This window comes from Immundisolibacter sp. (assembly GCF_050250495.1).
In the GTDB taxonomy this organism is placed as follows: Bacteria; Pseudomonadota; Gammaproteobacteria; order Immundisolibacterales; family Immundisolibacteraceae; genus Immundisolibacter.
The window spans coordinates 1-23,652 of the sequence record NZ_JBFWOM010000012.1; the positions used below are offsets into that span (position 1 = coordinate 1).

At 67.3% G+C, this 23,652-nt stretch carries 20 protein-coding genes; 11 read left to right on the forward strand and 9 right to left on the reverse strand.

The window, feature by feature from the left end; translation table 11 throughout:
• Nucleotides 1-486, reverse strand: a 486-nt coding sequence (locus tag AB7F93_RS09325; protein ID WP_428302629.1) for a dimethyl sulfoxide reductase anchor subunit family protein, incomplete at its 3' end; no start/stop codon positions are given.
• 9 nt (nt 487-495) lie between these two features.
• The gene (locus AB7F93_RS09330; RefSeq protein WP_428302630.1) at nt 496-1,266 is read right to left on the reverse strand and encodes a 4Fe-4S dicluster domain-containing protein; all 771 of its coding nucleotides are present in this window, start codon (nt 1,264-1,266) and stop codon (nt 496-498) included.
• Between the two features lie 126 nt (nt 1,267-1,392).
• Here AB7F93_RS09330 and AB7F93_RS09335 point away from each other — a divergent pair, with 126 nt between their 5' ends.
• The gene (locus AB7F93_RS09335; protein WP_428302631.1) at nt 1,393-2,571 is read left to right on the forward strand and encodes an acyl-CoA dehydrogenase family protein; all 1,179 of its coding nucleotides are present in this window, start codon (nt 1,393-1,395) and stop codon (nt 2,569-2,571) included.
• 11 nt (nt 2,572-2,582) lie between these two features.
• On the opposite strand, the gene AB7F93_RS09340 is transcribed toward AB7F93_RS09335, so the two are convergent.
• The 3 genes from AB7F93_RS09340 to AB7F93_RS09350 form a co-directional block, all read right to left on the reverse strand.
• Nucleotides 2,583-5,444 carry a molybdopterin oxidoreductase family protein gene (locus tag AB7F93_RS09340; protein ID WP_428302632.1) on the reverse strand — a complete coding sequence of 954 codons (2,862 nt, stop codon included), beginning with the start codon at nt 5,442-5,444 and terminating at the stop codon, nt 2,583-2,585.
• 117 nt (nt 5,445-5,561) lie between these two features.
• Nucleotides 5,562-6,902 carry an aromatic ring-hydroxylating oxygenase subunit alpha gene (locus tag AB7F93_RS09345; RefSeq protein ID WP_428302633.1) on the reverse strand — a complete coding sequence of 447 codons (1,341 nt, stop codon included), beginning with the start codon at nt 6,900-6,902 and terminating at the stop codon, nt 5,562-5,564.
• Nucleotides 6,903-6,968: 66 nt separating this feature from the next.
• Entirely contained in the window at nt 6,969-7,160 is a 192-nt protein-coding gene (locus AB7F93_RS09350; RefSeq protein WP_428302634.1) for a YdcH family protein, read from the reverse strand.
• Between the two features lie 89 nt (nt 7,161-7,249).
• Between AB7F93_RS09350 and AB7F93_RS09355 the strand changes: the two genes are divergently transcribed.
• From AB7F93_RS09355 to AB7F93_RS09385, 7 genes are all read left to right on the forward strand, one after another.
• Complete coding sequence (locus AB7F93_RS09355) at nt 7,250-8,131, forward strand: ABC transporter ATP-binding protein (protein WP_428302635.1); 882 nt, start codon at nt 7,250-7,252, stop codon at nt 8,129-8,131.
• A gap of 19 nt (nt 8,132-8,150) precedes the next feature.
• Nucleotides 8,151-9,173 (forward strand): ABC transporter permease, encoded by a 1,023-nt coding sequence (locus AB7F93_RS09360; RefSeq protein WP_428302636.1) that lies wholly within the window; start codon nt 8,151-8,153, stop codon nt 9,171-9,173.
• A gap of 30 nt (nt 9,174-9,203) precedes the next feature.
• Entirely contained in the window at nt 9,204-10,700 is a 1,497-nt protein-coding gene (locus AB7F93_RS09365; protein ID WP_428302637.1) for an MFS transporter, read from the forward strand.
• A gap of 31 nt (nt 10,701-10,731) precedes the next feature.
• Nucleotides 10,732-11,592: an alpha/beta fold hydrolase gene (locus AB7F93_RS09370; RefSeq protein WP_428302638.1), complete on the forward strand. Its 861-nt coding sequence runs from the start codon at nt 10,732-10,734 to the stop codon at nt 11,590-11,592.
• A gap of 22 nt (nt 11,593-11,614) precedes the next feature.
• The gene (locus AB7F93_RS09375; RefSeq protein WP_428302639.1) at nt 11,615-12,526 is read left to right on the forward strand and encodes a sulfotransferase domain-containing protein; all 912 of its coding nucleotides are present in this window, start codon (nt 11,615-11,617) and stop codon (nt 12,524-12,526) included.
• A 220-nt stretch (nt 12,527-12,746) separates the two neighbouring features.
• Nucleotides 12,747-13,499 carry an FRG domain-containing protein gene (locus AB7F93_RS09380; RefSeq protein WP_428302640.1) on the forward strand — a complete coding sequence of 251 codons (753 nt, stop codon included), beginning with the start codon at nt 12,747-12,749 and terminating at the stop codon, nt 13,497-13,499.
• Between the two features lie 324 nt (nt 13,500-13,823).
• Nucleotides 13,824-14,186, forward strand: a complete 363-nt coding sequence (locus AB7F93_RS09385) for a hypothetical protein (RefSeq protein WP_428302641.1) — start codon at nt 13,824-13,826, stop codon at nt 14,184-14,186.
• 517 nt (nt 14,187-14,703) lie between these two features.
• Here the strand turns inward: AB7F93_RS09385 and AB7F93_RS09390 are convergent.
• From AB7F93_RS09390 to AB7F93_RS09405, 4 genes are all read right to left on the reverse strand, one after another.
• Nucleotides 14,704-16,119, reverse strand: a complete 1,416-nt coding sequence (locus AB7F93_RS09390; RefSeq protein WP_428302642.1) for a hypothetical protein — start codon at nt 16,117-16,119, stop codon at nt 14,704-14,706.
• 226 nt (nt 16,120-16,345) lie between these two features.
• Nucleotides 16,346-17,062, reverse strand: coding sequence for an NrdJb (locus tag AB7F93_RS09395; RefSeq protein ID WP_428302643.1), 717 nt, complete (start codon nt 17,060-17,062; stop codon nt 16,346-16,348).
• Between the two features lie 43 nt (nt 17,063-17,105).
• The gene (locus AB7F93_RS09400) at nt 17,106-17,600 is read right to left on the reverse strand and encodes a hypothetical protein (protein WP_428302644.1); all 495 of its coding nucleotides are present in this window, start codon (nt 17,598-17,600) and stop codon (nt 17,106-17,108) included.
• Nucleotides 17,601-17,620: 20 nt separating this feature from the next.
• Nucleotides 17,621-19,771 (reverse strand): adenosylcobalamin-dependent ribonucleoside-diphosphate reductase, encoded by a 2,151-nt coding sequence (locus AB7F93_RS09405; RefSeq protein ID WP_428302645.1) that lies wholly within the window; start codon nt 19,769-19,771, stop codon nt 17,621-17,623.
• Between the two features lie 499 nt (nt 19,772-20,270).
• Here AB7F93_RS09405 and AB7F93_RS09410 point away from each other — a divergent pair, with 499 nt between their 5' ends.
• The 3 genes from AB7F93_RS09410 (at nt 20,271) to AB7F93_RS09420 (ending at nt 23,417) form a co-directional block, all read left to right on the forward strand.
• On the forward strand, nt 20,271-21,395 hold the full coding sequence (locus AB7F93_RS09410; RefSeq protein ID WP_428302646.1) for a cache domain-containing protein: 1,125 nt from the start codon (nt 20,271-20,273) through the stop codon (nt 21,393-21,395).
• An 8-nt stretch (nt 21,396-21,403) separates the two neighbouring features.
• On the forward strand, nt 21,404-22,411 hold the full coding sequence (locus tag AB7F93_RS09415) for a methyl-accepting chemotaxis protein (RefSeq protein WP_428302647.1): 1,008 nt from the start codon (nt 21,404-21,406) through the stop codon (nt 22,409-22,411).
• Between the two features lie 166 nt (nt 22,412-22,577).
• Nucleotides 22,578-23,417, forward strand: a complete 840-nt coding sequence (locus AB7F93_RS09420) for a transporter (protein WP_428302648.1) — start codon at nt 22,578-22,580, stop codon at nt 23,415-23,417.
• Nucleotides 23,418-23,652 lie beyond the last annotated feature (235 nt).

Consider the following 23,652-nt stretch of genomic DNA (forward strand, 5'->3'; position numbering starts at 1 on the left):
CCACGGCGCGCCGGTCGCAAGCGCCATTGCCAGATATCCGGCCGGCACCCAGCGGTTTCGCCACTGCGGGATGGGCTTGAGGCTGGCGTAGATCATGGCCGTGCACAGCACCGTGGCGACGGCGAGCAGCGCCGTTGCCCAGCCGGCGAGCGCGAACAGGCCATCGCCGCGTCCGGCCAGCACCCAGCCGGCGGCGAAGACCAAGGCCGGCGCGTAGGTGGCGATCGACAGCATGCCCTCGCGCGACAGCCACGACGTGCGCCATTGACTCAGCGCCCGCCAGGCGCGCTCGGGATGACCCAGGTGAAACGTCGACGCGAGCAAACCGGCGGTGATCAGCGCGAGCGCAACGCCGAAGCCGACGAGACCAAAACCGGCTGCGAGCGGCAGCGCGCCCGTGACGCCGAGCAGCGCGAGCAGGATCAGCAGGCCGTAGCCCATGCCGGAGGTGACGGTGAACAGGATGACGGAAGCGGCGGGGTGCATGGCGGCGGCTCAGCGGGACAGGACGCGGTCGACCCAGCGCAGCAGGCGCTGCCCTATGTCGGGGTCGCCGTCGGCATTGGCGGCGGCGTCGGACAGCGGCGCGCTCGCTGCCGCGGCGCTGCGCGCGCGCGGCGGCAGGTATTTGTTGACGGGCTGGTAGCCCAGGTCCGGCATGAGGTCAACGCCGCCGCGCTCGGCGACGCGCCTGGAAACGTCCGAGCCGGGATCGCCCAGATCACCAAACGCCCGCGCCGAGGTCGGGCACACCATCACGCAGGCCGGCTGGCGCTCGGCGGGCGGCAGGTTCTGGTTGTAGATGCGGTCCACGCACAGGGTGCACTTCTTCATGGTGCCGCTGGCGTAGTCGTATTCGCGCGCGCCGTACGGGCAGGCCCATGAGCACAGCTTGCAGCCGATGCACTTGTCCTCGTCGACCAGCACGATGCCGTCCTCGCCGCGCTTGTAGGACGCGCCGGTCGGGCACACGGTGACGCAGTCAGGCTGCTCGCAGTGCAGGCACGAGCGCGGAAAGTGCACCGTGCGCGTGTCGCCGCCGCAGCCGGACTGCACGGACGGCCCGGCCTCGAAGGCGTGGATGCGGTTGAACCAGACGCCGAACGGCTCGGCGCCGTAGGGGTTCTCGTCGGTCAGCGGCGCCATGTGGCCGCCGTCGTTCCATTCCTTGCAGGCCACCGCGCAGGCGTGACAGCCGACGCAGGTATCGAGGTCGATCACCAGGCCCAGCTTGCGGCCGGTGGTGTTCTTGGCGATTTGGGTCATGGCGGCGGTTCAGTGGTGGGGCGTTGTGCGGGCGTTGATGCAGGTCAATACGGCCGGCGGACTGGCCGAGCGGTCGTTTGCTAGACTCCGGCGCCATCCAACCAGGGAGTGATCGGAGGAGTCGCAGTGAGCGCAGTAACGCATGAGGAAATGGTCGCCCGCGCCGAGAAGATCGGCCAGCAGGCGGCGCTCGAAGTGCCAGAGGCCGAACGCCGGGGCGGTTTCTCGCTGGCGCTGCGCGACACGGTGCACCAGGCGCAGATTCACAAGCTGCTGCGGCCGAAGCGCTACGGCGGCTTCGCGCTCGGCCCGCGCACGTTCTCCGAGGTGGTGCGCGTGGTGGCGCGCCACAACGCGTCGGCGGCGTGGCTGGTTTACTTCACCGCCCTGCACGAACAGTGGGTGGCGTACCTCGATCCCAAGGGGCGCAAGGAGATTTACGACAGCGACGGCTTCACGGCCGACATCTTCTTTCCCATCGGCAAGGTGGAATACGTCGAGGGCGGCGTGAAGCTGTCCGGCCAGTGGAACTGGGGCAGCGGCGTCAAATGGGACACCTGGATTGGTCTGGGTGCCCTGGTCGAGGTGCCGGGCTTCGCCGGCGGCCCGCAGCCGTGCCTGGTGACGGTCAACACGAGTGAGATCGAGATCGTCGGCGAGTGGGATCCGTTTGGCCTGCGCGGTACCGGCAGCCACACGGTGCGCTGCGCGGACGTGTTCGTGCCCTGGCACCGCGTGCTGCCTCTGGCGCACATCAAGGGCACGGGTCAGCCGATCGGCGGCGACGTCGAAGCCGACGCGCCCATCTACCGCGTGCCGTTCATGCCGATGTTCACGGTCGGCTTCGGCGCCATCGCGGTCGGTGCCGTGCAGCGCATGGCGGAAGAAGTGAAGCAGCGCGTGCACGACCGCCAGCGGGTGCTGTACGGCGTCAAGGAGTGGGAGTCGCCGATCGCGCAGCGCAACGTGGCCGAGTTCCTGACGAAAAAGGACGCCATTGAGGCGCTGCAGGAACGCTACGTGCAGCAGCTCGAAGCCTGGGACGTGGCCAACACGCCGATCGTGTCCGAGGTGGACCGCAACCGGCCAAACGCCTGGCGCTCGTGGATGTGCCGCGAGGCGAGCCAGCTCGCGTTCCGCGCCATGGAGATGCTGGGTGGCGCCGCCACCACGCGCGGCGACGTGCTCGAAATCTACGCCCGGGACCTCGTCATGCTGCTGATCCACGTCGGCCAGCTGTACGACGACAACATGCTGTCGTACGGCCGCGCCGAGTACGGCCTCACGGGCCATCCGCTGCTGTAACACGCGGCCTCTCAGGACGCGGCGCGCCGCCGAAAGCGCGCGCCGCGTTGCAGGCGTTTGGGTGCCGGCGGCAGGCCGGGCGGCACCGGCAGCACCGCGAATTGCGGCTCGCTGTGGGCGGGCGTGTTGGCCTCGGCCGGCTCGATCCGCACGCGCAGGTCAAACCACGCCGCCTGGCCGGTGACAGGATCGCTGTTGGAGTGATCCCCGCCGGGCAGCGTCTCGGCGATCAGGTGGTTCAGCAGAAAGCCCTTGCGCGCCTCGCCGGCGTCGGGGTCGAGGTTCCACGCCCCGGCGCGCTTGCCGATGGCATTCCAGGTCCACACCGTGTCCGGGTTCACGCCGGCCATCAGGCGCACCTGGCACTTGATGCGCCCGTGGTGGCTCGTCACCCACACCCAGCCGTCGTCGACGATGCCGAGGCGCGCCGCCGTCTGCGGGTGCAGGTAGAGGCGATTGCTGCCGAGAATCTGCCGCTGCCAGGCGTTCTGCGAATCCCAGGCGTGGTACATGATCATCGGCCGCTGGGTGAGCGCGTGCAGCGGAAAGTCGCCGCTGGCGAGCGCCGCGCCCTCGAACGGCGGATACCAGAACGGCAGCGGGTCGAAGTAGTGCTCGATGCGCTCGCGGTACTCGGGCGGCGGCGTCACGGCGCCGTGCCCGCGCGCCGCCAGACGAAACTTCTGCATCACCTCGCTGTAGAGCTGGATCACGATGGGTTTCGCCGCGCCGATGAAGCCCATGCGCGCGGCGTACTCCAGGTAATCCCGGTTGCCGTGCTTGAAGTAGCGGGCCTGCGGCGGCAGCTCGTCCTGCCAGAAGCAGCCGTTGTCGATGTAGCGCTGCAGCTGGTCGGGGTTGGGGTCGCCCACGCCGTGCTGGCTGCCGTCCGCGCCGCGCCAGCCGGCCAGCGTGCCGATGCCAGGCCGGCGCTGGTGGTTCACGATGTAATCGGCATAGCCGCCGGGGTAGCGCGCGCCGCCGTCGTCGTTCGTCATGCCGGGCAGGCCAAGGCGCGCCCCCAGATCCAGCAGCACCGACTGGAAACACCGCACGTCGCGGTCCGGCTGCACGATCGGCTGGCGGATGGAATCGGCCGGCCCGTCGGCGCTCGAAATCGGCCGGTCGAGCAGCGAGATCGCGTCCCAGCGTTCGAGATACGTCGTGTCCGGGAGCACCAGATCGCTGTACGCCACCATCTCGGACGCGAACGCATCCGAGTACACGATGAACGGGATGCGGTACTCGCCCGTGGCCGGGTCCCTGTCCGTCAGCATGGCCATGGTGCCGGCGCTGTTCATGCTGGAGTTCCAGCTCATGTTGGCCATGAACATGAACAGCGTGTCGATGGGGTAGGGGTCACCCTTCCAGGCGTTGTGGATCACCATGTGCATGACGCCGTGCGCGGCGACGGGCGCCTCCCAGGAATACGCCTTGTCGATGCGCATCGGCTGGCCGTGCTCGTCGAGCAGCAGGTCGTCGGGGCTCGACACGAAGCCGAGCGGCATGCCCGGCATGGGCTCGCCCGGCTTCACCTGTGAGCGCTTGCCGGACGGCGGCTGCGGCGGCGGCACGGGCCGCGGAAACGGCGCCTTGTAGCGGAAGCTGCCTGGTGTATCCACGGCGCCGAGCAGCGTCTGCAGCATATGCAGCGCGCGGGCGGTGTGAAAGCCGTTGCTGTGCGCGGAGATGCCACGCATGGCATAGAACGATACCGGCCGGCCGACCATGCGCTCGTGCCGGCGGCCGGCCCAGTCGGTCCACGGCTGCTCGATGATCACCGGCTGCTCGAAGGCGGCGCGGGCGATCTCGGCCGCAAGGCCGCGGATGGTGGCGGCGGAAAGCCCGGTCTGTTCCGCCACCGCGTCGGGCGCGTAGGCGGGTTCGAGGTAGCGGCGCGCCAGGTGCTCGAAGGCCGGTACCGCGCCGCGGCCGTCGGCCAGCACGCGCCGGCCGGCCAGTACCGGCTGGGCGTCGGCGTCAAACGCGCTGACGACCGCGCCGCGCGCGCCGCAGTACAGCAGCGGGTTGCCGTCGCCATCCCGGGCGAACAGGCCATCGTCCGCCGCGCCCGGGTCGTCGATCACCAGCCACGGCGCGTTGGTGTAGCGGGCGAGGTACTCGAAATCCACCTGCTCGCTGCGCAGCAGCTCGTGCACCAGCGACAGGATCAGCAGGCCATCGGTGCCGGGCCGGATGCCGAGCCACTCATCAGCAATGGCCGAGTAGCCGGTCTGCACGGGGTTGACCGACACGAACTTCGCGCCGCGCGCCTTGAGCTTGGCAAGACCGATCTTGAGGGGATTGCTGTCGTGATCCTCGGCCACGCCGAACATCATCAGATACCGCGTGTGCTCCCAGTCGATCTCGCCGAATTCCCAGAAGCTGCCGCCGATGCTGTACAGCCCCCCGGCGGCCATGTTCACGGAACAGAAACCGCCATGGGCGGCGTAGTTCGGCGTGCCGAACTGCTGCGCCCACCAGCCGGTGAGCGCCTGGCTCTGGTCGCGGCCGGTGAACAGCGCGAGCTTGCGCGGGTCGGTCTTGCGGATGCCGGAAAGGCGCGTGGTGAGCAGCCCGAGCGCCTCGTCCCACTCGATTTCCCTGAACTCGCCCCGGCCGCGCTCGCCCGTGCGCAGCAGCGGCTTGCGCAGGCGGGCCGGCGAGTCCTGCTTCATGATGCCGGCGCTGCCCTTGCCGCAGATGACGCCGCCGTTGACCGGATGGTCCGGGTTGCCGTCGATGTAGCGGATCTGGCCGTCCTTCAGGTGCACGCGCACGCCGCAGCGGCAGGCGCACATGTAGCAGGTGGTGGTCTTGATCTGGTCGGCGACGACGGGGGAGGTTTCGACGATGGGGTCGGAAAACGGCATGGGTACGCCCGTCCGCGGTGGTCCCGCGGGCTGAAATGGAATGAGCTGATGGCTTGTTAGCTTAAAGCAGCAGGCCGGTGACGGGCAGGGCCGCGCACGCCCGGCCTGGTCGGTGTTTCAGCGCCCCGCAGCGCTGACCAGACGCAGCCACTCGCGGAAGATGGCCGGCAGGTGGGTTTCGTCCTGGAAACTCGGACTGCTCTGCACGGGCTCGATGCCGAGCGCCTGCGCCGCGGCGTCCGCGCCCGGATGCGCGCGCCCGGCGCCGCGCGCGTAGTCCTGCGGGCCGGTGGTGGGCGCGGCGGCAAAGCCGGCCTGGCTCGCCTCGAACTCGGTCAGGTCATCCGGCGTCGCCATGCCGCTGGCGTTGAAGAAATCCTCGAACTGGCGCACGCGAAGGCGCCGCGCGTCCGGCGTCTCGCCCTTGGGCGCCAGGCAGTAGATTTTGACCTCGGTGAGATCGGGCGCCAGCGGCCGGAACACGCGAATCTGCGTCGACGTCTGGTCCATCAGAAACACGTTCGGGAACACCAGCATGTTGCGGATGCGGTCGATCATCCACGACGCCTTGCCGGCGCCGAATTCCCTGGCCAGGCGCTCGCGCTGGCGGGCCAGCGGCCGCACCTCCGGCTGCGCTACGTCCGACCAGGCCAGGATGTGGCCGCTGCCAAGATCGTAGGCACCGCTGCCTAGCGACATGATGCGGTCGTCGGCGATCGAGGCCACGCCCTTGCTGCCTTGCTCGGCCATGCGCCGCGCGATCATGCCGATGAAATTGGCGTGCACGGTGCTCACGTGGTAGCCGTCGAGGCCGTTCTCGGCGTGCACCTTCCAGTTGCCGCGAAAGGTGTACGTGGAGCAGCCGCGCAGCACTTCGAGTCCGTCCGGGGATTGATCGACGAGCGTGTCGATCACACCCGCCGCGGCGGCGAGGTAGTCGCCGAGCGCCGGCACCTCGGCCCTGAGCGAGCCGAACAGGAACCCGCGGTAGTTTTCGAGCCGCGGCAGGGGCTTCAGGTCATGGTTCTGGCGCTCGAACGGCTCCGGGTACGCGCCCGTCTTGTGGTCCTTGATCTGCACGTTGCGCCCGGCGCTGTCGAACACCCAGCCGTGGTAGGGGCAGGTCAGGAACTTCGCATTGCCGCGCTGCGTGCGGCACAGCTGCGCGCCGCGGTGCGCGCAGGCGTTGACGAAGCCGCGAATCTGCCCGTCCTGGCCGCGCATCAGCACCACCGGCTGGCGGCCCATGCTGAGCGTGAACCAGTCGCCCGGCCGCGGCAGCTGGCTCTCGTGCGCCAGGTACAGCCAGCTGCCCTCGAAGATGTGTTCGAGTTCCAGCTCGAACAGGCCGGGGTCGGTGAAGATGCGGCGGTCGACCGCGAACAGCTGCCGCGCCGGGTCGTCGTACAGGTAACTGGCCGGCGCGAGCGGGTTCGGCAGGTCGGTAGGCTTGTTCATCGGCGGTTTCTCCTCGGGGTCTCGAACGGCGGGCTCTGCGGCCCGCTGCGTTCCTGTCGATCGGCTTCAGTCCTGCGCGGCGCGCTCAATCCGCGTGATCTGGTCGCGCAATTCCAGTCGCTTTCGTTTCATGTCCTTCAGTTGCGGCGAGGCGAGGCCCGGGCCGTTTTCGATGTGGTCGATTTCGGCGTCCAGCAGGCGATGCTCGCGCCGCAGCTCGTCCAGCGTGGCGGTTCCGTTCAGGCGAGGCTCTGCCATCGGTCATCCTCCGTTCGGTAATAATCGCGCCGGCCCCGACACGCTAAACCCGCGCTGCGGGGCCGTCCAGTCCCCACCGCCCGGTTGTCATGTCCGCCATCCTCGAAGTCCGCGATCTGGTCAAGGAATACCCCGGCGTGCAAGCGGTGGTGGGGGTGAGCTTCAGCGTGGCGGCCGGCTCGTGCTTCGGCCTGCTCGGCCCGAACGGCGCCGGCAAGACCACCACGGTCGAGATGATGGAAGGCATCTGCCGCCCGACCGCCGGTGCCGTGCTGTACCGCGGCGAGGTGCAGGGCGCGCAGTTCCGCGCCGAGGCCGGCATCCAGTTCCAGTCGACGGCGCTGCAGGACTTCCTCACCGTGCGCGAGACGCTGGTGCTGTTCCACAGCCTCTACCCGCGCCGGGCTGACCTCGAAACGCTGATCGATCTGTGCCAGCTGCGGGACCTGCTGGAGCGCGACAACCGCAAGCTGTCCGGCGGGCAGCGCCAGCGGTTGCTGCTGGCGATCGCGCTGGTGAACGACCCGGCCATCGTGTTTCTGGACGAGCCGACCACGGGCCTCGACCCGCAGGCGCGGCGCAGCTTCTGGAAGCTGGTGCAGGACATCCGGGCGCAGGGCAAGACCATCCTGCTCACCACGCACTACATGGAAGAGGCCTACGTGCTGTGCGACGAGATCGCCATCATGGACCGCGGCCGCATCATCGCGCAGGGTTCGCCGGACGCGCTGCTGGCCGAGCACTTCGAGGACGTGATCCTCACGCTGCCGAAGGCGGACTTTCATCCCGCGGCCGACAGCAGCCTGCCGCTGCTCGACGCCGGCGAGCTGTGGGAGTTGTCGATGCGCGACGTGCCGGCCACGCTGCACGCGCTCGAAGCGGCCGGCGCCAGCCTGCGGCGCCTGCGTATCCGCGAGCGCACGCTGGAAGACCTGTTCCTCGAACTCACCGGCCGCGACCTGCGCGCCTGAACCCGCCGGAGCCTGCACCGTGCTGCGCCGTTACCGTGCCCTCACCCATGCCCGCAACATGGAGTTCCTGCGCGACCGCGCCTCGCTCGGCTGGAACCTGCTGTTCCCGCTGGTGCTGGTGGCGGGGCTTGCGATCATCTTCGGCGGTCCGCCGCGGGCGCTGTTCAAGGTGGCGGTGATCGGCGCCGGCGATCCGGTGCAGGCGAGCGCGCACCCGTTCCTCACCACGCGCTACACGGATTTCTTCGCCCTGCCGGCCGACGGCGAGGACGCAGCCGTCGCCAAGGTGGGCCGCCATCGCCTCGACATGCTCATCGATCTGCGCGCCCCGGCGCGCTACTGGGTGAACCCCGAATCGCCCAAGGGCTACGTGCTGGAGCGCCTGCTCGCCGCCGCCGGCGGCCCGCCGCTGGCGCACGGGGCGGTGCCGGGCAGGCCCATCCGCTACATCGACTTCCTGCTGCCGGGCATCCTCGGCATGAACATGATGTTCTCGTGCCTGTGGGGCGTCGGCTACGTGGTGGTGCGCTACCGCAAGAGCGGATTTCTGAAGCGGCTGAACGCCACGCCGGTGCGGCCGATCGAGTTCATCCTGGCGCAGCTCACGTCCCGCCTGCTGCTGATCATGGGCATCACGCTGGTGGTGTACGTGGGCACGGACTGGGTGGTCGGCTTTCGCATGGAAGGCTCGTATGCGCTGCTGGCGCTGGTCACCACGCTCGGCGCGCTCGCCATGATCGCCATGGGCTTCGTGGTGGCAGCCTTCGTGACCAGCGAGGAGCTGGCCGGCGGGATTCTCAACTTTCTGTCCTGGCCGATGATGCTGCTGTCCGGCGTGTGGTTCTCCATGGAAGGCACGCAGCCGTGGTTGCAGCAACTGGCGCAGTTGTTTCCGCTGACGCACCTGGTCGGCGGCGCGCGGGCGGTGATGCTGGACGGCGCCGGCTGGGTGGATCTCGCCCCGCAACTGCTGACGCTGACCGGCATGACGCTGGCGTTTCTCGCCATCGGCGCGCGCATCTTCCGCTGGCGGGCCGACTGAACGGTGCATGTACACAACGAGGGGGACCGCTTGAGCACATCCACGCATGCGGCGGCTGCCGGCCGCACGCCCAAGGGCATCTGGAAGGTGATCGGCGCGTCCTCCGCCGGCACCATGATCGAGTGGTACGACTTCTACATCTTCGGCGCGCTGGCGCCCGTGATCGCGCCGCTGTTCTACCCGGCCGGCAACGACACGCTGGCGCTGATCGCCTACCTGTCCACGTTTGCGGTCGGCTTTGTGGTGCGGCCGTTCGGGGCGCTGTTCTTCGGCCGCATCGGCGACCGCGTGGGCCGCAAGGTCGCTTTTCTGATCACGCTGCTGATCATGGGCGGCGCCACGGCGCTGATCGGCTTTCTGCCCACGTACGCGAGCATCGGCGTGGCGGCGCCCATTGCGCTGCTCGCCATCCGCGTGCTGCAGGGGCTCGCTCTCGGCGGCGAGTACGGCGGCGCGGCCGTGTATGTGGCCGAGCACGTGCCGGATCAGCGCCGCGGCTTCTACACCAGCTTCATCCAGATCACGGCCACGCTCGGGCTGTTCGTGTCGCTGGCGGTGATCCTGGCCGTGCAGGGCAGCATGAGCGCCGAATCGTTCGCCGCCTGGGGCTGGCGGCTGCCGTTCATCCTGTCGCTGCTGCTGGTGGCGGTGTCGTTCTACATGCGCGTGCAGATGCGCGAGTCGCCCATCTTCGAGCAGCTGCGCGAGCGCGGCATGACGTCCGCGGCGCCCATCCGCGAGGCGTTCACCCAGCCCGCCAACTTGAAGCGAGCATTGGTGTCGCTGTTCGGCGCCACGGCGGGGCAGGGCGTGGTCTGGTACACGGGGCAGTTCTACGCGCTGTTTTATCTGCAGAGCATCCTCAACGTGGGGGGTCTCGCCGCCAACACCATCGTCGCCGCCGCGCTGCTGCTCGGCATGCCGTTTTTCGTGCTGTGCGGGGCGCTGTCGGACCGGGTGGGCCGCAAGTGGCTGATGATGGCGGGCTTCGCGCTGGCGGTGGTGAGCTATCTGCCCATCTACGGCGCCATGCGCGACGTGGCGGGCTCGGAAGTCACCACCGTGCAGTCCAAGGCGCACCCGGTCACCGGCGCGAAGACGCTGACGCCGATGACCGATGCCGGCGGCGCACTGGCGCCGGCGCAAAAGGTGCTGACGGGTCTTGGGGTCGGCGAGGTACTGCGCCACCCGGCGGCGCAGAAGCTGATTGGTCTTGTCTGGCTGCAGGTGCTGCTGGTGACGCTGGTGTACGGGCCAATCGCGGCGTATCTGGTCGAGGCCTTCCCGGCGCGCATTCGGTACACCGCCATGTCGCTGCCGTACCACATCGGCAACGGCGTATTCGGCGGCCTGCTGCCGGTGATTGGCCTGTCACTCGTCGCCCGCACCGGCGACATCTACGCCGGGCTGTACTACCCGATGATCGTGGCTGGTGCGACGCTGCTCATCGGCAGCCTGCTGCTGCCGCAGACGCACGGCACGCGCCTGTGGGACGAAACCGCCGCCCCGGAACCGGCGCGGGATTGACCCCCAGCGCAGGACAAGCCCAGGAGACGCCATGAGCACCCTCCACGAGCGTTGCATCGAGCTTGCCTGCGGGCAGAACCGGTATCTGGAAGCCGGCGACGGCCCGCCCGTGTTGCTGCTGCACGGCATGGGCATGGCGAGCAGCGCGAGCGGCTTCGAGCTGCTCATCCCGCATCTGGCCGGCCAGTTCCGCGTGCTGGCGCCGGACCTGCTTGGCTTCGGGCTCGGCACGCGCACGGTCGAGGCCGGGCCGACCTTCGAGCTCATCGTCGAGCAACTGCGCGAGTTCATGGACCGGCTGGGCCTCGACCGCGCGCACGTGGTCGGCCACAGCCTGGGCGGCTGGGTCGGCAACCTGCTGGCCTACGAGAGCCCGCAGCGCGTGCGGCGGCTGGTGGCGCTGTGCTCGGCCGGGCTCAACGTGCAGCCGGCGGCTGGCATCCGTGCCACGGCCATTCCGACGCGGGCGCAGTGCGAGGCACTGGTTCGCGGCTGGCTGCACGAGCCGGCGCGCGTGGCGGATGCCGACTTCGCGCGGCTGGTGGACGGGTTCGCCGCCGCCGCCAACGCGCCGGGCGCGCTCGTGAGCCTTGACCCGCTGCTCGCCCAGCAGGAAAACCCGGCGCTGCGTGCGCGGTATCTCCTGATGCGCCGCCTGCCGTTCGTGAGCACGCCCACGCTCGTCATCTGGGGCGAGCACGATCCGCTCGAACCGTACCCCGTGTGGAAGGACGAAGCCCCGCGCCTTGCCGGCGACATGAGCCGATGCAGCCGTCCGTGGTCCGCGCCAAACGCGCGCTTCGCCAGCCTGCCGGCCCGGCACTACCCGCACTGGGAACTGCCGGCGCAGACCGCCGCACTGATCGCACCCTTCCTGCTCGAAAACGACTGAACCGCAACGAGGAGACGCACCGATGTCCGCCACCGCCCCCATGCAGCGCCCCCGCTCGGTCGGCGAGATGATGCAGCGCGTCGCCTACATGATCACGCCCGAAGGCATGGGCCGCGCGTTCGCCTTCCAGCCGCGCCCGGACGACGTGTTCATCGCGCCGTTCCCGAAAAGCGGCACCACCTGGCTGCAGCAGATCGTGCACACGCTGCGCACCCGCGGCGACATGGCGTTCGAGGAAATCACCGCCGTCATCCCGTGGCTGGAGCTCGCCCACGACATGGGCATCGACGTGCAGAGCGACCAGCGCGCCACGCCGCGCGCGTTCAAGACGCATCTGACGTGGGAGCAGGTGCCGAAGGGCGCGCGCTACATCCTGTCCGTGCGCGACCCGCGCGACGTGCTGGTGTCGCAGTTCCACTTCTGGAACGGCTGGTTCTACGAGGCCGGCACTGTCAGCATCAATGACATCGCCATGGGCCTGTTCCTGAACCCGAACGTGCCGTTCAGCTACTGGCGGCACCTGCAAAGTTGGTGGCCGCACCGCACCCGGCCGGACGTGCTGATGCTCTGCTACGAAAGCATGCTGGCCGACCCCGAAGCCGCCATCCGGCGCATCGCCGCCTTCATCGGCGTGCCGCTCGATGACGCCCTGCTGCGCCTCACGCTGGAGCATTCATCGGTCGACTTCATGCGCGCCCACGCCCGGCAGTTCGACGACCACCTGGTGCGCGAAACCCGCGACGAAGCCTGTGGCCTGCCGCCGAGCGACACCGGCGGCCACAAGGTCCGCAGCGGAAAGGCGGGTGGGCATGAAGCGGTATTGAGCGACGCCGTGCGCGCGGCGCTGGACGAAGCGTGGCAGCGGGAGATTGCGGGGCCGTTAGGATTGCCGGATTACGCGGAGCTGCGGCGGGCGTTGGATGGGGCAGGGTAGGTGCCGAGCGGCCCGAAATGCATTACACGCGGTGTTGCAAAATTGCAGCGGCGGGTAGGGTGGGCAAAGGCCGACAGGCCGTGCCCACCGATCCGATCCGCCGTTCTTCACGGCTACGAAATGACATTGGGCGGTTGTGCGGATTGGCGATGTTTCGTTACATTCAATACCGCGTGGGCACGCTACGCTTTGCCCACCCTACGGCTCGCTTGAACATGCCATGAATAATTCATATGACACTGTCGGATCACTTCCGGAGTATCTTTCGCGCGTCGAGGAGAGTTACACAGGTAGATATTCTGCCCTTTTTAGAGGTCACCGCTGTGATGACTGGGATTTGACCCCGCGTATTGCTCGAACGAGATTTCGCAGGCGGTACACCTCAGTTCAAGAAGCAGAGCGTCGCATGCTTGACGAATTCGAACGCCAATCAACGCCACATATTGGAAATCGATATATGGCTTCGGCATGGGACCGGCTGGCTATAGCCCAGCACCATGGGCTTCCTACTCGTCTCCTTGATTGGACAACAAATCCCCTTGTCGCGCTGTGGTTTGCCGTTGAGATGCCTCCAGAGCGCGGGAAAGACGCGGCGGTGTGGGCCTTCGATGCGGAAGAATCGGATTACGCGAATGTTGATGAGGATCCTTTTGCCTTGCCCAAGACCCTTATCTATCGACCCAGGCATCTCGACGCGAGGATTGTCGCGCAATCGGGCTGGTTTACCATCCACAAATTCATGAATGAAAAAGGCAGATTTAGTCCATTAAATAAGATTCCGAGTCAGAAGGCTCGGCTTCGAAAGTTGATAATTCCAAAACAGTATTTCGCGGCCCTCCGGCATGATCTTGCTCGCAGTGGGATTTCCAAGGCTACCCTTTTTTCAGACCTTTCTGGGCTTTGCGGCGCTATTACATGGCGCTTCTCACCTCTCGATGACGAGCACGACTATGACTCGTGTTTCGAGCCGTAGCCTGCGAAAGTTAGCCTGTGTAGATGCGGTGAGGCACGAACCGCATCGGTCGAGAATCAATTGTGGGAACACCGCATTTCTGATGACGCGGACCGAGCGACGCTGTGGACTCTGTCCACGGGCGTCCCGTGAAACTGGGCCGCGTGGCGCGCGCAATCGAGTGGCTGTAGTCCCGTTTTGGCCAACACGTGACGCGGATTGTGCAGGCAGTGGATTAGAGTGAAGGCGACCCGATTGTGTTTGCCGGCGCGGCGTGATTCATTCGGGCTCGATCGATGCGGTTCGTTCCTCACCGCACCCTAGGGGCTGGGTGAAATTGGGAGTATGGCTATGCAGTTACTGCGGTACGTCCTGGCAGCTGGTGTTGTGCTTTGCGTGATTGGCCTGATCGTTGCGGTGCCTGGAGGCGAGCGGGAGATCGGCAGAAGTCTATTTATGGCCGGATTTTTTTGCGGCGCAGTCTCGGCGGTTGCGGAGATGTTTGTTGCCGGCGGCCGAAAATTCGGCAAGATGGCGACACCGCTCAAGATTTGCGCCGTGGGTTTTGGCTTGGGCCTGATCAGTGTGTTGGCGCAAGTGGTTCGGGGAGATAGCGGCCGTATTACCGATGCGTTCTTTAACGCTGGAGTGGTCGTTATGGCTATTGGTATTGGCCTTGGCGCTATTGCCGTCGGTGGCCGTCGTTAGCCTGCGTAGGGCGGGGTTAGGCGCAGCCGTAACCCGCCGTCCTGCGTCTCCTCGGATTTCGTCGAACAAGAATTACGCGGAAGGCGGATCGCGATCCGCCCTACGACAATAATCCGCCCGCAGGAATTGCCGGGTGTAGGGCGCATCGATCGCGGTATCACGCTTTGTGGGAGGCCCGCCCTCGGGCCGAATCCTTTGCCCTGTCGGCTCGCGGCGGGGGCGCCGCTGCCACATCCCGTCGGTAAGCCGGCGACTCAGCGGGCGGCGGTTTTGCTGGCATCGGCGATGCGTTGGGTCTTGACGCCGACGCGGGTGACGGGGGCCGGCAGCGGCCGGCAGGATGCGGTGCGGCACGAACCGCATCGATCGAGGCTTTCACGGCCCGCCCAAGTCAACGGGGCGGGGATTGTAAAGAATCGAAGTCCTTTCTCGGCCGGGGCGGTGCTCCGGTTTTGTGCGCCTCGCATCTGCCGCGTGGGCAGGCTTTTGCACTGGTCGCGCTACCGCTCGTTGAGAATTACTGAGCGCCGGTTGCCGGTGGGCGGGAATGCCGCGGATCGAGTTGCAGCATCAGCGGCCTGGGATTGCCATTGCTGTTTGCGGCCCAGCCGACAACGTACAGGCGGCCCGCGTTATCGCGGCTGATGGACCCGTACAGCAGCACGTCCTGGAGGGGTCGCGTGTCGAGCGGGAATGCAGCGGCGACGCCGGTGGTGAGGTCGCGCACCACCCAGGCGAAGGGCTGAGGGCCTTTCTGGTACGCCACCCCAGCAAGCCACGTGTCGCCGCCGAAGGAAAACAGGGACGGGACGTAGGCGGAGCCAGTCGAGTTCATCCAGTCCACACCGCGCACGGTGGCCGGCCCGTCGCCGGTGGCTGTGATTCGGTACAGGTAGCCGGCATGGGTGGCGAACACCATGTCGCCGGATGGCAGGTATGCCAAGCCGACGATGCCGTGATTGGCGCCTGCGGACCTGGAGGGTTCGAGGTAGTGCTCCAGGGGAGTGGCGGCGACTTCCCGAAGCTGGGGGTCGTATTCCACCAGAACAACGCTGGGCTGGTCGGCGGGCTTCGACGCCCGCAGCGCGGCACGCGCGGCCGGCGAGCCGGCGCTGATCTCGCCCGGCGCGGCTGTGGTGGGCGGGACACCTCCTTTCACCCCGGCATCGGCTGGGGTGAGGCGGGGGACGAAGGCGTGGCCGCGCCCGTCCGCGAGGAAATTGCGCGAGATGTGACCGCCGACCGACCCGACCGCCACGCTGTTCACTTTTCCGCTGGCCGTGTCGTACTGATACAGCACGTGGCCCCAGTAGCCGAGGGCGTACATGTAGCGCCCGACGCCGCTGACCGCGACCAGGCCCTGCGGCGCGGCCAGCAGGTGCTCCCACGTGCCCCGCTCCGGGTGGATGCGCCACAGGTGGCCACCCCAGCGCGGCAGGGCGCTGCCGTCGGCTTTCTCGCCCTCTTCGTCCATGGACGCGAAGTACAGCCAGCCGTCCGCGCCGGGGACGATTTTCGAATGGATCTTGACCTGGCCCTCGCCCGCGCGCACCAGGCCGGCGGCCTTGAGTTGGTCGACCACCGCGCCATGGTCTCGCCAGCTGCCCCCGGCCGGGTCGTACTCGAATAGATGGGCGCTCATCCCCGGCGTCTTTGCCGACACGCCTACCCAGATGTGGCCCCGGGCATCGCGGCCCGTGGCGCCCCAGATGCCGTTGGCGTCGTCGATGTCGGGCACGGTGATCTGCTTGACCGCAGGGGCCCGGAAGGGCTCTTCCGGCGCGGCGACGAAGGAACTGCCGGTCAGCTCCGCGTAGCTGAGCGGGGGCGGGCTACTCGCCAGCGTGTGTCGCTGGGTGGCGAGGTAGGCGGCGACCGTCGCCAGGACAGTCAGGGCCCCGACGACCGCGCGGCGCAGGTGTGGAGAACGCATGGCAGGTGGCTCCCGCGATATTGATGGGTCCGGATTGCCGCGCGAGATTCGCAGGAACCCCCGCCGGCCGGCTTCTTGTTTGCTCTTGGGGCAACTCCCGCCGGGGATTTCGCCTCTCCCGCCGTTCGGCACCCCTCACCTTGCACGATTGGATGCTTCCGGCGCGCGGTGCCGGGGCATTCCGCCCCAACGCGGCACCGCTGATTGAATCAGCGCCGCAGTCGCCTCACCCGCATTTCGACTCGCCGCAATTAAGGCAGGTCAGGCAGCCGTCCATCAGGATCATGGCCTTGGTGCTGCACTTGTAGCAAAGCTGGGCGCCATCCGGATAGGTGGCGTCGGACTCGGGGCTGGATTGCCCGGTGCGGGCTTCGAATTCGCTGCGCTTTTCTTCGATCAGTTTCAGTTGCCGGGCGTCGAGTTCCCGGTCCGGCAGCATGCCGATGTAGCGCAGGTGTTGCTCGATGACGTCGCCAATTTCGGCGACCAGGGATGGCATGTAGCGGCCGCCTTTCTTGAAATAACCGCCGCGCGGGTCGAATACGGCTTTCAGCTCTTCCACAAGGAAGGTGATGTCGCCACCCTTGCGGAACACGGCGGACACGATGCGCGTGAGCGCAACGATCCACTGGAAGTGTTCCATGTTCTTCGAGTTGATGAAGATCTCGAACGGCCGGTAGTGCTCGTGCTCGGTGCCGGGGTTGAGCACGATGTCGTTGATGGTCACGTACAGCGCGTGCTCGGTGAGCGGGGTCTTGATCTTGTAGGTGGTGCCGCGCAGGGTGTCCGGCCGCTCCAGCTTTTCGTGCATCTGGATGACTTTGGCCTTCTCCCGCTCGCTGGCGGCAGGGGGTTCGGCGGGCCTGGCAACATCGGCGGGCGTGGCGTCCTCGGGGCGCACCACGCTGAAACCGGTGATCTTGTTGCTGATGCGAATCGTCATGCTCTTGTCTCGCTTGCCATGCCCGCCGATGGATACGTCGGGCTTACTTGGCCTTCTTGGCGGGTGCCTTTTTGGCCGGGGTAGCCGCTTTGGTCGCCTTGGGCGCGGCGGCGGCTTTGACGGGGGCCTTCTTTATGGGCGCCGCTTTGGCAGGGGCCTTCTTTGCCGGCGCGGCCGCCTTGGCGACGGTCTTCTTGGCGGGGGCGGCGCTGACTGCCTTGGCCGGGGCTTTCTTTGCCGGCGCCGGTTTGGCGGCCGCTTTCTTGGCCGGCGCGGCCTTGGCGGCTGCGGCTTTCGGCGCCGGGGTTTTGGCGGCTGCTGCCTTGGCGGGCGCCTTTTTCGCCGCGCCGGCGGCCGCCGCCTTGGGCGCGGCTTTCTTGGCCGGCGCTGCCTTGGCGATTGCCTTCTTGGCCGGTGCGGCCGCTGCCTTGGTGGCCGGCTTCTTGGCCGGCGCGGTGCCGGTTACGGTCTTCGCAGTCTTGGCGGTGGCCAGCTTTTTCGGAGCGGTCGTCGCCGAGGTCGCCTTCGTCTTGCTCATCGTCTATGCCTCCCAGTGCTTCAGAACTTGCCGTAATAGCCTTCTTTCAACGCATCGAACAGGTTGGCGGCGGTGTGCATCTCGCCGTCGTACTCGATTTCCTCATTGCCCTTTGCCTCTATGACAGTACCGTCATCCAGCGAAAAGCGATAGGTGGTGTTCTCCAGATCCTTCTCTTTTACCAGCACGCCCTGGAAGGCTGCGGGGTTGAAACGGAACGTGGTGCAGCCCTTCAGGCCCTGCTCGTAGGCGTACAGATAGATGTTCTTGAAGTCCTCGAACGGATAGTCGGTGGGTACGTTGGCGGTCTTGGAGATGGACGAGTCAATCCATTTCTGCGACGCAGCCTGGATGTCGACATGCGCTTTGGGCGTAATGTCCTCGGCGGTGATGAAGTAGTCCGGCAGTTGTTCGGCGGGGTCGGTGCTGCCCGGGATGGCCCGCGGGTTTACCAGGTGCCGGTAGGCCAGCAGCTCGTAGGAGAACACGTCGACCTTCTCTTTGGTCTTGCGGCCCTCGCGGATGACGTTGCGGAAATAGTGGTGCGCGAAGCTGGGCTCGATGCCGTTGCTGGCGTTGTTGGCCAGTGACAGCGAAATGGTGCCGGTGGGCGCGATGGAGCTGTGGTGCGTGAAGCGCGCGCCGTGCTCGGCGATGGCGTCGATCAGGTCCGGCCGCTCGCCGCCGACGCGCTGCATGTAGCGGCTGTAGCGGGCCAGCAGCACGCGGCCCGGAAGCTTGTCGCCCACCTTGTGGCCGTCCGCGGCCAGTTCCGGGCGCTTGCGCAGCAGGTCGGGCGTGATCTCGAACAGCTCGTCCATGATCGGCGCCGGGCCTTTTTCCTGCGCGAGTTCCACGCCTGCCTCCCAGCCGGCGATGGCCATCTCGCGCGACACCGCTTCGGTGAATTCGAGCGATTCCTCGGAGCCGTAGCGCATGCGCAGCATGGTGAGCGCGGAGCCAAGACCCAGAAAGCCCATGCCGTGGCGGCGCTTGCGGAAGATTTCGTCGCGCTGCTGCGCCAGCGGCAGGCCGTTGATCTCGACCACGTTGTCCAGCATGCGCGTGAACACGCGCACCACCTCGCGGTATTCGTCCCAGTTGAAACGTGCCTCGGGCGTGAACGGCTTCTCGACGAACGTGGTGAGGTTCACCGAGCCCAGCAGGCAGGCGCCGTACGGCGGCAGGCCCTGCTCGCCGCAGGGGTTGGTGGCGCGGATGTTCTCGCAGAACCAGTTGTTGTTGAGGTCGTTGTACTGGTCGATGAGGATGAAGCCGGGCTCGGCGTAGTCGTAGGTGGAACTCATGATGAGATCCCACAGGCGCCGCGCCTTGATGGTGCGGTACACCTTGCAGGCGACGAGGCCCTGGTCGTTCACGATGTAGTTGCGCTGCGTCGGCCACTCGCGCCAGACGATGTTGTCGGCCGTGTGCACGTCAAGACCGTCGGCCGCGGCCTCGTGCTGCGTGACGGGGAAGGCGAGCTGCCAGTCGGCGCCGGCCTTGACCGCCTCCATGAACTCGCGCGTCACCAGCAGCGACAGGTTGAACTGACGCAGGCGTCCGTCCTCGCGCTTGACGCGGATGAAGTCGACCACGTCCGGGTGGCCGACATCGAAGGTGGCCATCTGCGCGCCGCGCCGCCCGCCGGCGGACGACACGGTGAAGCACATCTTGTCGTAGATATCCATGAACGACAGCGGCCCCGAGGTATACGAGCCGGCGCCGGTCACGTACGCCCCGCGCGGGCGCAGCGTGCTGAACTCGTAGCCGATGCCGCAGCCGGCCTTCAGCGTGAGGCCGGCCTCGTGCACCTTCTGCAGGATGTCGTCCATCGAGTCCTCGATGGTGCCGGACACGGTGCAGTTGATGGTGGACGTGGCGGGCTTGTAGGCCCAGGCGCCGGCGTTCGACGTGATGCGCCCGGCCGGGATGGCGCCGCGGCGCAGCGCCCACAGGAAGCGCTCGTACCAGTGCTCGCGCAGGTCCGGCGCTTCGGAGTCGGCCAGCGCGCGCGCCACGCGCTGGTAGCTCTCGTCCACGTCGCGGTCGATGGCCGTGCCGTCCTTCGCCTTCAGGCGGTACTTCTTGTCCCAGATGTCCAGCGAAGCGGGCTGTACCGGGACGTCTGCGCTGCGCGCGGGGGCGTGGATGGCGACCACCTTGTTCATCGCGATGGGGGCTCCCTGGGGTTCGGTCGTGTATGTGCTGTATCGGGGGCACCGTGACAGCGAATGCCGGACACAACATCTTGTGAAGGCCGGAGAACCTTACGGGCCCGCCGACGGGCGCGTCAACAGGCGCGAAAAAAAAATTTTTTATATTTAAAAATCAATTAGTTGTTTTTATATCTCAACAGGCACCCAAGATTACGCCCAGCACAACCGCCGCCGGTTACAAAATGCCTTTTCACGCAAGATGTTGTGTCTGCCCTGGGCAAACCCGAGCCGCGGGAAATCCTGATCACGCTCAAGGTTGGCGCATCGATCGCCGACATAAGCACCGTCAGTTGGGCGCTCCATAAACGTTCCGCCGCGAACACCTGGGCCAGGTGTTTGCCGAGGAACCTCGCCGCCCGGCGACGCGCGCCGGACATCTGCTCAAGATCGCAGACGTGTTTCGGTCGCCAGCGCCGCACACCAGCCAATCCAGGGACCAGGAGGCTTACCGATGTCCGTTTACGCAAACCTTTCCCTGTCGCGCAAGATTCCCGGCCTGGTGGCGATCGCCGCCCTGCTGGCCGTTGTTGCCGTAGGGATGGCCAGTTACTTCCTGGCTGCATCGGCCTTGCGCCACGCCGCGGACGAGAAATTCACCGCGCTGGTGCAGGCGCGCCACGACGCGCTCGCGTCGTATCTGGGGTCCATCCGTGAGGACGCGGTGGCGATCGCCGCCAGCGGTCAGGTAGCGGACGCGCTGGCCGCCTATCAGCAGGGCTGGGGAGAACTGGCCGGCAGTGGCGACGCCACCGCGGCGCTGCAAAAGCTCTACATCGATACCAACCCCAACCCCGTCGGCGAGAAGCACAAACTCGACGCCGCCGGCGACGGCTCGGCCTACAGCGCCGGCCATGCGCGCTTTCATCCCTGGTTCCGGCAGTTTCTGGAGGCGCGCGGCTACTACGACGTTTTCCTGATCTCGCCGGCCGGCGAGGTCGTGTACACCGTGTTCAAGGAGCGCGATTTCGCCAGCAACCTCGAACACGGCCCCGGCAAGGACACCGGCCTTGCCGAGGTGTTCCGCAAGGCGCGCGCCGGCAGCGCGGGCACCATCGCGTTCAGCGACTTCGCCGCCTATGCGCCGAGCAATGGCGCGCCGGCCAGCTTCATCGCCACGCCCATCGTGCGCGACGGGCAGGTGCTGGGCGTGCTGGCGTTCCAGATGCCTGCGGGGCGCATCAGTCAGATGATGCAATCCTCCGCCGGCATGGGCGAGAGCGGCGAGACCTACCTGATCGGCGCCGACAAGCTGATGCGCAGCGATTCGCGTTTCGCCAAGGAGTCGACCATTCTGAAAACCAAGGTCGATACCGACACGGTCAAGGCGGCGCTGGCCGGCAACATCGGCTTTGCCGACATTCTCGACTACCGCGGTGTGCCGGTGCTGTCCGTGTACCGGCCGATCGATTTCGAGGGCGTTCGCTGGGGCATCATCGGCGAAATCGACGAGGTCGAGATGATGGCGCCGGCCCGCAGGCTGCGGAACATCGCGACGCTGATCGGCGCCGGCATCCTGGCGGTGGTGGTGGTCGGCGTGTTCGTTGCCCGCGGCATCAGCGGCCCGTCGTCGGCCTGACGGGCACGATGGGCCGGTTGGCGGACGGCGACCACGGCGTGGACATTCCGGGCACCGGCCGTGGCGACGAGCTGGGCCGGATGGCCCAGGCGGTGCTGGTGTTCAAGGAAAACATGATCCGCGCCAAGGAAGCGGAGCAGGCGTTCGAGACGGCGCAGCGCGAGGCGCGCGCACAGACCATGGAGCAGCTGAGCGTCGAGTTCGACCGCGAGGTAGGCCTGATGATGAACTCGGTGGCCTCGGCGGCGACCGAAATGCAGGCCACGGCATCCTCCATGACCGCGGCGGCGGACGAGGCCAGCGCGCAGGCGACGGCGGCTGCGGTGGCGTCCGAGCAGGCGTCAGCCAACGTGCAGACGGTGGCGAGCGCCGCTGAGGAACTGTCGGCGTCCATCGCCGAGATCAGCCGCCAGGTGAGCCACTCGGCCGAGATTGCGAGCAAGGCGGTCACCGAAGCCGAGCGCACCAACGTGCAGATTCAGGGCCTGACCGAGGCGGCGCAGCGGATTGGCGATGTGGTGCAGCTGATCACGGACATTGCCGGTCAGACCAATCTGCTGGCGCTGAACGCGACCATCGAGGCGGCGCGGGCCGGCGATGCCGGCAAGGGCTTTGCGGTGGTGGCGTCGGAAGTGAAGAACCTGGCGAACGAGACCGCCAAGGCGACCGAGCAGATCACCGGCCAGATCACGGCCGTGCAGCACGCGACGCGGGAGGCGGTGACGGCGATCCAGTCGATCGGCAGCACGATCGGCCAGATCAGCGAGATCAGCGCCATGATCGCGGAAGGGGTCGAGCAGCAGGGCGCGGCCACGCGGGAGATTGCGGCCAACGTGGCGCAGGCGTCGGCGGGCACGTACGAGGTGTCGTCGAACATCGGCGGCGTGAGCCAGGCGGCGTCGTCGACCGGCGCGTCGGCCAAGCAGGTGCTGGGCGTGGCCAACGAGCTGTCCGAGCAGGCCGAGCTGCTGCGCGGCAAGGTGGTGCACTTCCTGTCCGGCATCAAGGCGGCGTAAGCGCCGCTGTCTGCGGCCCGGTTGGGCCGGGCCGCAGTGATCTTGTGCCCGCGGAACCGCGGGCCGTGTTCATTGGTACGTTTTCCCCGTTGCGGCGCACGCCGGCACGCCATACCGCGTGCGGGCTGGTGGCCGCGCCCCCACACACGTGTTTCATGGAGTGAATATGTTCAACACAGCCCCGACGTTGCGTTCCGCGGCTCCCCGCGCCCTGAAGTCGACCGGTGCCGTAGCCGCGGCAGGCGCCTTGTTGCTGGCGGCGGCCTGCGCACAGGCTGACGACATCGCAACCGACCGGCCGGACTTTGTCGAGTCGAGCGACGTGGTCGGCAAGGGCGTGTTCCAGATCGAGACCAGCTTTGCCTACGAGAGCGACCGGAACGACGGCGTGCGCACGCGCGTGCGCAGCACGCCGACCCTGCTGCGTTATGGCATCAGCGATACCGTGGAGCTGCGTGCCGAAACGGACGGCTACCTCCACGAGCGGGTGCGCGCGGGCGGCGTGAGCGATACCGAAAGCGGTGCGGCCGACGCGTCGATCGGGCTGAAGTGGCACCTGCAGGATGGCGATGCCGCCGGCCACCGGCCCGCGTTGGCGCTGCTGGCGCATGTTGATCTCGAATCGGGATCGGCGGCCTTTCGCGCGCCGGCCGAGGTGCCCTCGCTGCGCGTGGTGGCCGAGTGGGAACTGCCGGGCGATGCCGCCTTTGGCGTGATGGGTGGCGCGGCCTACGACAAGGACGAGCTGCGCGACGATCGTTACTGGAGCGGCATTCTCGCCGCGACCTATAGCCGCCCGCTGATTGGCGCGCTGCGCGGATTCGTGGAAGTGGCCGGGCAGGCGCTGCGCGGCGAGCGCCGCGGCGGCGATGTGGTGACCTTCGACACCGGCGTGACCTACGCGCTGAGCAGCGACACGCTGGTGGACCTGTCGGTGAACCTCGGCCTGAACGAGCACACCCCGGACCGCGCCATCGGCATCGGTTTCTCGCACCGCTTCCGGTGACGCCGTCGCCCGGTAGCCCGGTAGCCCGGAGGGCTTCCTGGCGGCCTGCTGGCGACACCTGACCGTCCAACGGCGCCCAGCCCGGCGGCGCTGCATGCCGCCGGGTACCGCGTTTCACCGCGGGACTCAAGCGTTCCGTTGGATGGTCGATAGCTCGAACTTCAACCCACTACCGTCGGTGCCGCTTTGCGGCGCCAACCTGACGCCAACCTGAATTGATAGGAAGTCCTCATGC

Bases quoted from the DNA above. Each gene is read 5' to 3' on its own strand.
- AB7F93_RS09410 (WP_428302646.1), top strand. From the start codon at position 20,271: ATGTCCGTTTACGCAAACCTTTCCCTGTCGCGCAAGATTCCCGGCCTG.
- AB7F93_RS09420 (WP_428302648.1), top strand. From the start codon at position 22,578: ATGTTCAACACAGCCCCGACGTTGCGTTCCGCGGCTCCCCGCGCCCTG.
- AB7F93_RS09400 (WP_428302644.1), bottom strand. From the start codon at position 17,600: ATGAGCAAGACGAAGGCGACCTCGGCGACGACCGCTCCGAAAAAGCTG.
- AB7F93_RS09370 (WP_428302638.1), top strand. From the start codon at position 10,732: ATGAGCACCCTCCACGAGCGTTGCATCGAGCTTGCCTGCGGGCAGAAC.
- AB7F93_RS09385 (WP_428302641.1), top strand. From the start codon at position 13,824: ATGGCTATGCAGTTACTGCGGTACGTCCTGGCAGCTGGTGTTGTGCTT.
- AB7F93_RS09345 (WP_428302633.1), bottom strand. From the start codon at position 6,902: ATGAACAAGCCTACCGACCTGCCGAACCCGCTCGCGCCGGCCAGTTAC.
- AB7F93_RS09330 (WP_428302630.1), bottom strand. From the start codon at position 1,266: ATGACCCAAATCGCCAAGAACACCACCGGCCGCAAGCTGGGCCTGGTG.
- AB7F93_RS09375 (WP_428302639.1), top strand. From the start codon at position 11,615: ATGTCCGCCACCGCCCCCATGCAGCGCCCCCGCTCGGTCGGCGAGATG.
- AB7F93_RS09390 (WP_428302642.1), bottom strand. From the start codon at position 16,119: ATGCGTTCTCCACACCTGCGCCGCGCGGTCGTCGGGGCCCTGACTGTC.
- AB7F93_RS09340 (WP_428302632.1), bottom strand. From the start codon at position 5,444: ATGCCGTTTTCCGACCCCATCGTCGAAACCTCCCCCGTCGTCGCCGAC.
- AB7F93_RS09395 (WP_428302643.1), bottom strand. From the start codon at position 17,062: ATGACGATTCGCATCAGCAACAAGATCACCGGTTTCAGCGTGGTGCGC.
- AB7F93_RS09355 (WP_428302635.1), top strand. From the start codon at position 7,250: ATGTCCGCCATCCTCGAAGTCCGCGATCTGGTCAAGGAATACCCCGGC.
- AB7F93_RS09350 (WP_428302634.1), bottom strand. From the start codon at position 7,160: ATGGCAGAGCCTCGCCTGAACGGAACCGCCACGCTGGACGAGCTGCGG.
- AB7F93_RS09405 (WP_428302645.1), bottom strand. From the start codon at position 19,771: ATGAACAAGGTGGTCGCCATCCACGCCCCCGCGCGCAGCGCAGACGTC.
- AB7F93_RS09415 (WP_428302647.1), top strand. From the start codon at position 21,404: ATGGGCCGGTTGGCGGACGGCGACCACGGCGTGGACATTCCGGGCACC.
- AB7F93_RS09380 (WP_428302640.1), top strand. From the start codon at position 12,747: ATGAATAATTCATATGACACTGTCGGATCACTTCCGGAGTATCTTTCG.